At 65.5% G+C, this 11,928-nt stretch carries 9 protein-coding genes and 2 tRNA genes; 7 read left to right on the forward strand and 4 right to left on the reverse strand.

Going from position 1 to position 11,928, the window contains the following annotated elements; all coding sequences use genetic code 11:
* Nucleotides 1-11 precede the first annotated feature (11 nt).
* Nucleotides 12-1,844, reverse strand: a complete 1,833-nt coding sequence (locus WKW77_RS29080) for a tetratricopeptide repeat protein (protein ID WP_340360373.1) — start codon at nucleotides 1,842-1,844, stop codon at nucleotides 12-14.
* Between the two features lie 79 nt (nucleotides 1,845-1,923).
* Between WKW77_RS29080 and mutM the strand changes: the two genes are divergently transcribed.
* The 3 genes from mutM (at nucleotide 1,924) to mutY (ending at nucleotide 5,852) form a co-directional block, all read left to right on the forward strand.
* The gene (gene mutM / locus WKW77_RS29085; RefSeq protein ID WP_340360374.1) at nucleotides 1,924-2,739 is read left to right on the forward strand and encodes a bifunctional DNA-formamidopyrimidine glycosylase/DNA-(apurinic or apyrimidinic site) lyase; all 816 of its coding nucleotides are present in this window, start codon (nucleotides 1,924-1,926) and stop codon (nucleotides 2,737-2,739) included.
* An 88-nt stretch (nucleotides 2,740-2,827) separates the two neighbouring features.
* The gene (locus WKW77_RS29090; RefSeq protein ID WP_340360375.1) at nucleotides 2,828-4,789 is read left to right on the forward strand and encodes a dynamin family protein; all 1,962 of its coding nucleotides are present in this window, start codon (nucleotides 2,828-2,830) and stop codon (nucleotides 4,787-4,789) included.
* Nucleotides 4,779-5,852 carry an A/G-specific adenine glycosylase gene (gene mutY, locus WKW77_RS29095; RefSeq protein ID WP_340360376.1) on the forward strand — a complete coding sequence of 358 codons (1,074 nt, stop codon included), beginning with the start codon at nucleotides 4,779-4,781 and terminating at the stop codon, nucleotides 5,850-5,852. Before WKW77_RS29090 ends, mutY begins: the two co-directional genes overlap by 11 nt.
* A 27-nt stretch (nucleotides 5,853-5,879) precedes the next feature.
* Here the strand turns inward: mutY and rapZ are convergent, their stop codons facing one another.
* The 3 genes from rapZ to WKW77_RS29110 are packed head-to-tail and all read right to left on the reverse strand — an operon-like array spanning nucleotide 5,880 to nucleotide 9,332.
* Nucleotides 5,880-6,755, reverse strand: a complete 876-nt coding sequence (rapZ, locus tag WKW77_RS29100; protein ID WP_340360377.1) for an RNase adapter RapZ — start codon at nucleotides 6,753-6,755, stop codon at nucleotides 5,880-5,882.
* On the reverse strand, nucleotides 6,752-8,434 hold the full coding sequence (gene recN, locus WKW77_RS29105; RefSeq protein WP_340360378.1) for a DNA repair protein RecN: 1,683 nt from the start codon (nucleotides 8,432-8,434) through the stop codon (nucleotides 6,752-6,754). The genes rapZ and recN overlap by 4 nt, the downstream gene beginning before the upstream one ends.
* Before the next feature lies 1 nt (nucleotide 8,435).
* The gene (locus tag WKW77_RS29110) at nucleotides 8,436-9,332 is read right to left on the reverse strand and encodes an NAD kinase (RefSeq protein WP_340360379.1); all 897 of its coding nucleotides are present in this window, start codon (nucleotides 9,330-9,332) and stop codon (nucleotides 8,436-8,438) included.
* 28 nt (nucleotides 9,333-9,360) lie between these two features.
* Between WKW77_RS29110 and hrcA the strand changes: the two genes are divergently transcribed.
* The 4 genes from hrcA to greB all read left to right on the forward strand — a co-directional run bounded on the left by hrcA (nucleotide 9,361) and on the right by greB (nucleotide 11,923).
* Nucleotides 9,361-10,365, forward strand: a complete 1,005-nt coding sequence (hrcA, locus tag WKW77_RS29115; RefSeq protein WP_340360380.1) for a heat-inducible transcriptional repressor HrcA — start codon at nucleotides 9,361-9,363, stop codon at nucleotides 10,363-10,365.
* Between the two features lie 39 nt (nucleotides 10,366-10,404).
* Nucleotides 10,405-10,481: transfer RNA gene (locus WKW77_RS29120), tRNA-Ile, on the forward strand.
* A gap of 96 nt (nucleotides 10,482-10,577) precedes the next feature.
* Nucleotides 10,578-10,654: transfer RNA gene (locus WKW77_RS29125), tRNA-Arg, on the forward strand.
* Between the two features lie 696 nt (nucleotides 10,655-11,350).
* Complete coding sequence (greB, locus tag WKW77_RS29130) at nucleotides 11,351-11,923, forward strand: transcription elongation factor GreB (protein ID WP_340360381.1); 573 nt, start codon at nucleotides 11,351-11,353, stop codon at nucleotides 11,921-11,923.
* Nucleotides 11,924-11,928 lie beyond the last annotated feature (5 nt).

Consider the following 11,928-nt stretch of genomic DNA (forward strand, 5'->3'; position numbering starts at 1 on the left):
GGTGCGGCGATTCAAAGCTTCACGCGCAGGCGCTTGAGCGTTTCCTGCAACGTCTCGTTGTCGGCATCGGCAAGGTTCGCTTCCTTCCAGATGCTGAGCGCCCGGTCGCGCTGGCCCGTGGTCCACAGGACTTCGCCGAGGTGCGCGCCGATCTCCGGATCGGGACGGCGCTTGTAGGCGTCTTCGAGGATGCGCATGGCCTCCGTCGTGTTGCCGAGACGGAACTCGACCCAGCCGAGGCTGTCGGCGATGAAAGGATCATCGGGCGCCAACTGAACGGCCTTCTGGATCAAGGTCCTCGCCTCTTCGAGACGCACCTTGCGATCCGCGAGCGAGTAGCCGAGCGCGTTGTATGCGTTCTGGTTCTCGGGCTTGAGCTCGATCAGCCGGCGCAGCAGCCGCTCCATGTCGTCGAGGCGATTCAGCTTCTCGGCGACCATGGCCTGGTCATAGATGAGATCGGTGTCGGTGGGCGAAGAAGCGCTCGCCTGGCCCAGCATGTCATAGGCGGCCTGGTACTGCTTCGCGTCACGCAGCAACTGAACTTCGGCGAGGAACTTCTCGCGCTTCTCTTCGGCGGTGCGCTCCGGCAGGCTGCGCACGAGCTCCCGAGCCTGCGGCAGCTTGCCCTGTCGAGCGAGCAGCGAAGCACGACGGACCTGCGCGCCAAGCAGGTCGTCCGAGTTGTCGATGCGCGCCAGCCAGTTGTCGGCAGCGGCGAAGTCCTTGCGCCGCTCGGACAACTGGGCCATCAGCAGGTAGGCCTGGGTCAGGCCCCTGTCCTTGGCGTCCTGGTCGCGCTGCGTTTCGGCCAGCGACATGTACTTGCGCAGAGAGGCTTCGGCCGCTGCGTTCTGCCGTGCCTGCGCCTGAAGGCTGCCAAGCAGCAGCCAAGGCTCGGGGAGTTCGGGCTTGGCCGCAGTGAGTTTCGTGAGCTCCGCGGTCGCATCGGCATAGCGCCGGCCTTCGACCAGCACGCGCGCATAGGCGATGCGCATCTCAGGCTGTGCTTTCGCACCGTCGAGATAGCGCTTGACGATCGGCTCCGCCTGCGGCTGTGAGGGGTCCATCAGTTCGAGCGCCAGCAGCGCCGGACCTTCCGAAGACGGGTCCATCTCCTGGCCCTTGATCGCCGCTTCGAGCGCACCAGCGCTGTCGCCGGCTGCGAGCTTGAGTCGGCCCACCGTGGCCCAGGCTGCGCCACCGGTGGCAGGGTTCTTCAGCTCGTCGGTGAGCGCCTGTTCGACGACCGAGGCGGCAAGCTTCTTGTCCGTGGCGCGGCTGTAGTTGCGTGCGATCACCGCCATCAGGAAGGGGCGCTCGATCTGCGGCGTGGCCGCGATCTCCGCGCGAAGCGGCTCGACCGTCTCGCCGATGCGATTCAGCGCGATCAGGATCTGGAGCTCGAAGCGCCGGGCGTCGCGCGATTGCGGAATGGATTCCTTCCAGGCCCGGGCCGCGGCGAGCGCTGCGTCCCCGGAACGGGATTGCAGCGCGATCTCGACCGCGCGCTGGAAGAGCTTGTCGTCGCGCGAACGTCGCGCCGCGTCGAGGATCAGGCTGTAGCCGCCACCCGGGTCGCCGCCGCGCGCGTTGAGCTCGCCCATCAGCACCTCGTAGAAGAGATCCGCAGTCAGCGCGGAAGGCTGCACTTCCGGCTTGTCCGTCGCGGGCGCAGAGGCGGTCGCAGCCGGCGTGACCGCGGGTTCGGCGGGCTCGATGATCGGTGCGGGGCTGGTGGGCGCGGCGGGTGCCGGCGGTTCTGTCTGTGCCTGCGCGGCAAGGGCGACAAGTGCCGTAAATGCGGCCGCCGCGAGGCGGGATCTGCGGAGCGGAAAATTCATCGAACCATAATAATCCACGCTTCTTAAACGAGAGCCACCAGCGCCGGATGCGGCGTGAATTGCGTCAGGCTTTCCCGTCATGCCCGAACTACCCGAAGTCGAAGTCACCCGCCGCGGTTTTGCGGATCGCATCGCCGGCGCCCGCATCGAGGCCATACGCGTCGGCAAGCCGCTGCGGTGGGCCCTGTCCGTTGATCCGGGATTGCTCGTCGGACGCACGGTCAGGGGCGTGCGCCGTCGCGGCAAGTATCTGCTGGTGGACCTCGACCTGGGCCTTTTGCTGCTGCACCTGGGCATGTCCGGCAGCCTTCGCTTCGATGCCTCGCTGCCGGCCGCCGGCGCTCATGACCACTTCGATCTCGTGACCAGCCAAGGCACGCTTCGGCTCAACGATCCGCGGCGCTTCGGCGCGGTGGTCTATGTAGAAGACGAAGCATCGCCGCTCGCCGGGAAGCTCCTGGGGGGACTGGGCATGGAGCCGCTTGGCGACAGCTTCGACTTCGAAGCCTTCCACGCGGGCTTGCGCCGGCGGCGTGCGCCTGTGAAGCAGGTGCTGCTTGCCGGCGACGTGGTGGTGGGCGTCGGCAACATCTATGCGTCCGAGGCGCTTTTCCTGGCGGGTATCCGGCCCACCCTTGCGGCTTCCCGCATCAGCAGGCCACGGGCGCTGCGTCTGCATGGGGCCATCCGCGAAATCCTCGCGCGTGCCGTCGACCGCGGAGGCAGCACGCTTCGCGACTTTTCGAACGTCGATGGCCAGAGTGGCTACTTCCAGCTCGAAGCCACGGTCTACGGGCGCGCCGGCGAGCCATGCCGGATTTGCGCAACGCCCATACGGCAGTTGCGGCAGGGGCAGCGCTCCACGTATTTCTGTCCGATGTGTCAAAAGTCATGAGACCATTCGTCGGGCGTGGCTTCTGGAGTACCTGTCGGTGATCGGCCCGGTGCTACCATCTTTGTAAATTGTTTTTACATTTACGCCGTTGACCGCTTCTTTCACTCAGCAGTTCGACCAGCACGGCACCTGGCGGCGAAATTTCGCGCACCGGTTGAAGTGGTTGACGCGCTGGCTGAACGAGAACGAGCTTCTGAACCAGAGCGTCGCTGAACGGCTTCACGACGTCGAATCTCAACTGCGCACCAGCAGGGTCATGGTCGCATTCGTTGCCGAGTTCTCGCGTGGCAAGTCGGAGCTCATCAACGCGATCTTCTTCGCGGGATACGGGCGCCGCATCATGCCGGCGAGCGCCGGGCGCACGACGATGTGTCCGACCGAGCTGGGATACGACCCGGCGCACCCGCCGAGCCTGCGCCTGCTGCCGATCGAGACACGGCTCGAGCCCTACTCCCTGGTGCATTGGCGTGAGGAGCCTGCGCGCTGGACTCACGTCGACATCGACGTCGACGACGCCGAACTGCTTTCGCAGGCGATGAGCAAAGTCGCGGAGGTGCGCTGGGTCCCGGTGGACGAGGCCAAGGCGCTGGGATTCTGGAGCGACGACAACCTCGACGACAACCCTGTACCGGATTCCGACGGCCGCGTCGAAATCCCGCGCTGGCGGCATGCGGTGCTGAACATGCCGCATCCGTTGCTGGAGCAGGGGCTGGTGATTCTCGACACGCCGGGCCTCAACGCGATCGGCGCGGAGCCGGAGCTCACCGTCAGCCTGATTCCGCAGGCGCATGCCGTGGTCTTCATCCTCGGCGCCGACACCGGCGTCACGCGATCCGATCTCGCGATCTGGCGCGAGCACCTGGTCACCGAGGGGGATGCGAGCGAAACGCGCATCGTGGTCCTGAACAAGATCGACACGATGTGGGACATCCTGAGCACCCCGGCCCAGGTCGATGCGCAGATCCAGCGACAGCGCAAGGGCGCCGCCGACGTGCTCGGTGTGCCGCTGACGCAGGTGCTTCCCGTTTCCGCTCAGAAAGGCCTGCAAGCCAAGATCCGGCGTGACGTGCCGCTGTTGCAGGCGAGCCGCCTGCCCGCACTCGAAGCCATTCTGGGCGAGGGGCTGCTCGGCAAGCGTGAAACGATGTTGCGGCTTGCCGTGGATGCAAGCATCGCCGCTTTGCGGACCGAGGCCTCCCGCATCCTGAACGTGCGCCAGCGCGACCTGTCGGAGCAGGCGCTGGAGCTGCAGGGGCTGCGGGGCAAGAACAGCTCCGTCATCCGGCACATGCGCACCCGCATCGAGCAGGAGCAGTCGGAATTCGAAGGCAGCAACACCCGCATCCTTGCCTTGCGTTCGGTGCAGGGCAAGCTGCTGCGCGAGGTCTATGCGGTGCTCGGGAGCACAGCGCTCAAGGCGGACATGGGCCGTCTGGCGACGGCGCTGAAGCGGCGCGGCATCAAGTTCAATGTGCGCAAGGTCTACGGCGAGACCTTCGATGCGCTGCGCAACAACCTGCGCGAGGTCCAGGCGACCACGGCCGAGATCCAGTCGATGTTGCACGCAACGTTCCGGCAGCTCAATGCAGAGCACGGCTTCACGCTGCAGGCGCCGCCCGAGCCGGACCTGACCGACTTCGAACAGCAGCTCTCGCAAATCGAGCAGAGCCATGTTCACTACCTCGGCGTGGGCAACCTGCTGAAGCTCGCGCAGCCTGATTTCTGCGACAAGCTGGTTCGCGCGCTTGCGAGCCGCCTGCGCGTGGTCAACGAGGCGGCCATGACCGAGGTCGAGCGCTGGAGCAAGGGTGCAGGCGCGCAGCTCGATGCCCAGCTCAAGGAGCGTCGCCGTACGTTCACCAAGCGGATCGAGGCCGTCGAGCGCATTCAGGGCGCGGCGGGCAATCTCGACGAGCGATTGGCCGAGCTCGCCGCGCAGGAGCGCGATCTTTCCGACCTGCACCATCGGCTGGACGAACTCACCGCAGTGCTCCTGAACCACGAGGCGCCGAACTCCTCTTCCTACCGCAGCGAACTCAGTGCCGCCTGAAGACCTGCGGTCCGGCGCGCAACGCATCGCGCCGACCTTTGCCGACAATGTCGTCGCATGGCAGCAGAGCCATGGGCGCAGCGAGTTGCCGTGGCAGAACACGCAGGACCCTTATCGCGTCTGGCTGTCCGAGGTGATGCTTCAGCAGACCCAGGTATCGACGGTGCTGGGGTACTTCGCGCGATTCCTCGATCGCTTTCCGACGGTGCAGTCGCTCGCCGCGGGGACGGAAGACGAGGTGTTCGGGCTTTGGAGCGGGCTCGGCTACTACAGCCGCGCCCGCAACATGCATCGATGCGCGCAAGAGGTGGTGTCGCGCTTCGGCGGTGAATTCCCGCGGACAGCGGCGGAGCTGCAGACGCTGCCCGGCATCGGTCGTTCGACGGCAGCGGCGGTCGCCGCCTTCTGCTTCGGCGAGCGCGTAGCGATTCTCGACGGCAATGTGAAGCGGCTGCTCTCGCGCGTTCTCGGCTTCGGCGGCGATCTCGCATCCGCGGCGCAGGAGCGTGCCCTCTGGAACGAGGCGACCGAACTCCTGCCTCCGGCCTCCGCACCTCGGGCGATCGGCCGCTACACCCAGGGCTTGATGGACCTGGGCGCCACGGTCTGTTTGCCGCGCAAGCCGAGCTGCATCATCTGTCCGGTCGCCGAGATGTGCGTCGCCCGGGAAGAGGGGACGCCCGAGAAGTACCCCGTCAAGACCCGCAAGCTGCGCCGGACCGCGCAGTCGCTCTGGATGTTGAACGCCCGGGATCCCCAAGGGCGCGTATGGCTCGAAAAGCGCCCGGCGCGCGGCATCTGGGCTGGGCTGTATTGCCTTCCCGTCTTTGAAAGCCGGTCTGCATTGCTCGACGAACTGGCACCCGCGGATCGCCGGACCGCGCGCGACGAAGCGGGGTTCGTGCATGTGCTGACGCACAAGGACCTTCACCTGCACCCGATCTCGGTCCTGTGCCGCGAGTCGCGTGCCGACACCTCGGAAGGCGGCTGGTTCGACGACCGCGAATGGGCGGCTCTCGGTATGCCGGCCCCTGTGCGCAAGCTATTGACCAGCGGCGGTTGAGCGCGCTCCCTGCGCGACGGCTCAGGCTCAGCCTCCGTCGAGCTCGCGGTGCCGCTTGAGGGCGCCCCACTTCACGCCGAAAGCGCGAGCCAACTGCTCCACGAGGAAGACCGAGCGATGCTGGCCGCCGGTGCAGCCGATCGCGACGGTGACATAGCTTCGGTGATCCCTGGCGAGCGCGTCCAGCCAGCGCTCGAGGAACTGCTCGATGTCGGCATACATGCGCGCGACGTTGTCATGTTCGCGGAGCCAGTCGATCACCGGCTCGTCGCGACCGGTCAATGGCCGAAGCGTAGAGACGTAGTGCGGATTCGGCAGCATGCGCACGTCGAACACGAAGTCCGCATCCAGCGGCACCCCGCGCTTGAAGGCAAAGGATTCGAACACCAGCGTGAGCGTGCTCTCCGGCGCGGAGACCAGCGTCTTGATGTAGCTCTGCAACTGGGCGGGCCGGATGATGCTGGTGTCGATCACGTCGGCGCCATCGCGCAGGTCCGCGAGCAGTTCGCGTTCGAGTTCGATGGCCTGTGTCAGCACGCGCTGCTGATCCGGCACGTCGGTACGGCCTTCCTGGCGCGACAGCGGATGTCGCCGCCGGGTCTCGGAGAACCGGCGCAGCAGCGCGTCGGTGGTCGAGTCGAGGAACAGCGAGCGCAGCGAGACCCCTTCGCGGCGCAGACCGTCCAGCTGCTGGGGGACGAGCGGCAGCGACACGCCGCTTCGCACGTCCATGGCAATGGCCACCCGTGCGGTCTGCTGTTGCCGCTGCAACGCAACGAAGGGCGTGAGCAGCTCGGGCGGAAGGTTGTCGACGCAGTAGTAGCCCGCGTCTTCGAGTGCGTGAAGCGCGACGGACTTGCCGGAACCGGACATCCCGGTGATCAGGACGAGGTCGAGGCTCACGAAGATGCCTCCGCCGTCTTCGTGCCCAGCATCTCGCGCGCATGCGCGAGCGAGGTCTGCGAGACGCGCTCGCCGCCGAGCATGCGAGCGATCTCCCGCGTGCGGCCTTCGGCGTCCAATGCCGACACGCTGCTTTCGGTGCGCGTTCCTTCCTGGCCCTTGGCACTCGTCAGCCGCTTGGCCACCACGAGATGGTGATCCGCGCACGCAGCCACCTGGGGCAGGTGCGTGACCGCGAGCACCTGCCGGTCGCGGCCGAGCTGCTTCATGAGCCGGCCCACGGTTTCGGCCACCGCGCCGCCGACGCCGGCATCGACCTCGTCGAAGATGAGCGTCTGCGCCGCGCCGAGTTCGCTGGTCGTCACTGCAATCGCAAGCGCGATCCGCGACAGCTCGCCACCGGAGGCCACCTTGCCGATCGATCGCGGCGTGCTCCCGGCATGTCCGCTGACGAGGAACGAGATGTCCTCGAGGCCGGAGCGGGCGGGCTGCGCGAGCGGCTGAAGCGCGACTTCGAAGCGTCCGCCCTTCATGCCGAGTTCCTGCATGGCTTGCGTCACGGCCTGTGCCAGCTTGGGCGCGGCCTGCTTGCGAGCCTTTCCGAGCGCCTTGGCTTCCTTCATGTAGGCCTGTTGTGCGGCCTGCTCCGCACGCTCCAGTGCCTGGAGGTCGCTCTGGGCGTCCAGTGCCTGCAACTCTGCTTGCCAGCCGGCGAGCAGGGCGGGCAGTTCGGCGGGTTGGCGCCGATAGCGCCGGGCGAGCGACATCCACAAGCCCATCCGTTCGTCGAGTTCGGCGAGCTTTTCAGGATCGGTGTCGGCCTGCCTCAGGTAGCCGTGCAGCGAATGAGCAGCATCGGCCGCCTGTGCCACGCTCGACGCGAGGACCTCGCCGAGCGCCTTGAATTCGGGTTCGATGTGCTCACAGTTCTGCAGCAGAGCGACCGCACGACTCAGCGCCGCGAGCGCGCCGTTGTCATCGTCCTCGAGCGCGCTGGAGGCGCCTTCCGCCGCGTCGATCAGGGCCTGGGCGTTGGAGATTCTCGAGTGGGCGGCCGAAAGCTCTTCCCACTCGTCGGCGCCCGGCGCGAGTTTCATGACTTCGGCGACTTGCCACTGGAGCCGCTCGCGCTCGCGCTGCAGCGTGTCTTGCGCGGAGCGTGCGCCTTCGAGTGCCGAGATGGCGCGACGCCACTCCTGCCAGGCCCCGCCGAGCACGTCGGTGCTGGCGCCGGCATAGGCATCGAGCAGACCGCGCACGGCGTCCGGCCTCGTGAGACTTTGCCATGCATGCTGGCCGTGGATGTCCAGGAGGCGATCGCCGAGTTCGCGCAACTGCGCGGCGGTGGCCGGGCTACCGTTGATCCAGCCACGGCTGCGGCCCTGGAGATCGACGGTCCGCCGCAAGAGCAGACCATCGGCCGCCTCGAAGCCGCCTTCGTCGAGCCAGCCGGTCAGCGCCGGATCGCCGTCGAATTCGGCGCTCACGTCGAGCCGTTCGGCGCCCTCGCGGATGGAGCCGGCATCGGCTCGGTTGCCGAGCGCCAGTTGCAGCGCATCGATGAGGATGGATTTGCCGGCGCCGGTCTCGCCGGTCAGGACGGTAAAGCCGGTGGACAGGTCGAGTTCCAATGTGCGCACGATCACGAAGTCGCGCATGGCGATGCGGCGCAATGCCATCTCAGGAACCTCCTTCGTTCCAATGCAGTTTCTTGCGCAGGGTGTCGAAATAGCTCCAGCCGCGCGGATGGAGGAAGCGGACGCGGTAGTCCGATCGGCGCACCACCACGCGGTCGCCGATGGCCAGCGAGGCGAGGGATTGCATGTCGAAATTGGCGCTGGCGTCGCGCCCGCCGACGAGTTCGATCGAGACTTCTTCGGCGTCTGGCAACACGATCGGGCGGTTGGAGAGCGTATGCGGCGCGATCGGCACCAGCACCCATCCTGGAAGCGCGGGATGCAGCAGCGGTCCGCCTGCAGAGAGCGAGTAGGCCGTGGAGCCCGTTGACGAAGCGATGATCATCCCGTCGGCACGCTGGTTGGCCACGAAATGGCGGCCCACCGTCACGCGCAGTTCCACCATGCCCGAGGTGCCGCCGCGATTGACCACCACGTCATTCATGGCCAGCGCGTCGAAGACGGAGACGCCATTGCGCATCACCTGCGCGTGCATGAGATTGCGGTGGTCTTCCTCGTATTCGCCTGCCAGCATCGGGACCAGCGTCGCCTGGTAGTCGTCGAGCGCGATGTCCGTGATGAAGCCGAGCCGCCCGCGGTTGATGCCGATCAGCGGAACGCCGTAGGGCGCCAGTTGCCGCCCGATGCCGAGCATGGTGCCGTCGCCGCCGACGACGAGGCCCAGATCGCATTCCTCGCCGATCTCTTCGACCGTGAGCGCCTTGTATCGCCCGACCGGGACGCCGTCGGCCTGAGATTCCTCGACGAACACGGTGCAGCCCTGCGCTTCGAGAAAGGCGGCGATGTCTTCCATGACGACATCGAGCGCGCCGCTCTGTGCCCGCCCACCCGAAGCCTGGTATTTCCCAATGAGTGCGACGTGACGAAAGCGAGAGCTCATAAACAAATTACAACATTAAAATTGCCCGATGCTGGACGACCGCGCCAAGTTGCTGTTAAAGACACTCGTCGAGCGCTATATCGCCGAAGGCCAGCCCGTCGGATCGCGCACGCTGTCCCGCGCTTCCGGGCTGGATCTTTCGCCCGCGACCATCCGGAACGTGATGTCCGACCTGGAAGGCCTGGGTCTGATCGCGAGTCCGCATACCTCAGCAGGGCGCGTTCCCACCGCCCGAGGCTATCGCCTCTTCGTTGACACCATGTTGACTGCGCAGCGGGAGCAATTTGCCGCACCCAGTCTTGCGCCCGATCAACCGCAGAAAGTCATCGCCAATGCGGCGAATCTGCTGTCCAACCTGTCGCAGTTCGTGGGCGTGGTCATGGCACCCCGTCGTGCTTCGGTCTTCCGGCAGATCGAGTTCCTTCGCCTGTCGGATCGCCGCTTGCTGGTCATCATCGTGTCGCCTGACGGGGATGTTCAGAACAGGGTGATCTTCCCGGAGTCCGACTACTCGCAGTCGCAACTGGTCGAGGCGTCCAACTACATCAACGCGAACTATGCGGGCCTCTCCATCGAGCAGGTGCGCGATCGGCTTCAGTCGGAAATGGAGCAACTGCGCGGCGAGATCGCGGCACTGATGCAGGCCGCCGTGAAGGTGAGCTCCGAAGTGCTTACCGAAGCGCAGGAAGAAGTGGTGATCGCGGGCGAGCGCAATCTCCTGTCGGTGAGCGACTTCTCCAGCGACATGGGTCATCTGCGCAGAGCTTTCGATCTCTTCGAACAGAAGGCGCAGCTGATGCGTCTGCTCGATGTCTCCAGCCAAGCCGATGGGGTGCGCATCTTCATTGGCGGCGAAAGCCAGATCGTTCCGTTCGACGATCTCTCCATCGTGAGCGCGAACTACGAAGTCGACGGCCAGGTGGTTGGAACGCTCGGCGTCATCGGGCCGACGCGCATGCCGTACGACCGCATGATCCAGATCGTGGACATCACCTCGAAGCTCGTCACCAACGCGCTGAGTCATCGCAAGTGACTTGTGCACGGACTTGGGCCACTAAAATCCGGAGCGCGTGGGCCGTTAGCTCAGTTGGTTAGAGCAGCGGACTCATAATCCGTTGGTCGCTGGTTCAAGCCCAGCACGGCCTACCACCGAATCCGGAATGCAGGCTTGCTTGCAAGAGAGGTTCAACAAAGTTCAAAGCTTCGGCGAATGGCTCCATTTTGGATGCTATACTTGCAAGCTGTGCGGCTGTAGCTCAGTTGGATAGAGTACTTGGCTACGAACCAAGGGGTCGTGGGTTCGAATCCTGCCAGCCGCACCACTTCACAAAGGGTTGGTCCATCGCGGACCAACCCTTTTTCTTTGGCGCGTTCACGGATCGAGCCTCATGCAGGACTCGCGCGCGGCAGGCCCGAAAACGAAAAAGCCCGCCGGAGCGGGCTAAGGACCTTGGAGTCCAGAGGAGAGCCTTCATTGTGAACCACTTCTCGGCACGATGAAAGGAACTACGTCACATGCTGCAACATCGCGCGGCGTTTGACACTATCGCTTTCAGGGCTGTGGATGCGGTTCCGCCTCCTCCCAAGCAATAATGAAGGCAGCGGCAAGCCAGTGCCGTGCGGAACGCTCCCGCTTCCGACCACCCGGCCTGGGCCGGACGCATCCATCTTCTGGCGCTCATGCATGGGGACGACCGAGATGAATTCATTGCAGATGTTCTTGCCCGCCTCAGAGCCGGCGCGCAGCGAGGCGTTGGCCAAGCTCCAGCGCAGTCACCACCTGCCGCGTCATCTCGTCAAAGGGATCGCACGAGGTGAGCCGGGGCGGCGCGCGGTCCTCGCAGCCGGAGTTCCGCAAAGTCAGCAGTCGTTACCCGATCCGGATTTGACTGCGCCTGACCAGCAATCGGGTTGAACCGGACAGCCGAGATCGGCCCGGACCGAAGGCCGCATCCTCGGTCACTTCTTCGCCGTGTGATACAACCACCGCCCGACCTTGCGGGTCGGCAGTTGTAGAAATGAGCAAGGCTTTCACGAAGGAAAACGAGGCCGACGATGATGATGGCGACGGCGGCGGATTGCCGCCCCTGCCCGTCGGCGGCAAGAACTACATCACGCCCACGGGGTATGCGCGGCTGCGGTCGGAATTGCTTGGTCTGATGGACGTCGAGCGCCCCAAGGTCGTCGAGGCGGTGCACTGGGCCGCCAAGAACGGAGATCGCTCCGAGAATGGCGACTACCTCTACGGCAAGAAGCGGCTGCGCGAAATCGATCGGCGGATCCGCTTCCTCACCAAGCGCCTCGAAATCGCCGAGGTCACCGATCCGTCGGTGCATCACGGCAGCGATCAGATATTTTTTGGCTCGACGGTCCGCTACGCCGACGAGAACGGCGACGAGCGCGAGGTCACGATTCTCGGGATCGATGAAGCGAACAGCGCGCACGCGCAGGTGAGCTGGATCTCCCCGATCGCGCGGGCGCTGCTCAAGGCGCGGGAGGGCGACGTCGTCAAGCTCGCCACGCCGGGCGGCGTGCATGACATCGAAATTCTGGCGGTCAGCTATCCAGTGCCTTCGTCCGAACTCAACTGACGGGC

This window comes from Variovorax ureilyticus (assembly GCF_037889935.1).
Lineage (GTDB): Bacteria > Pseudomonadota > Gammaproteobacteria > Burkholderiales > Burkholderiaceae_C > Variovorax > Variovorax ureilyticus.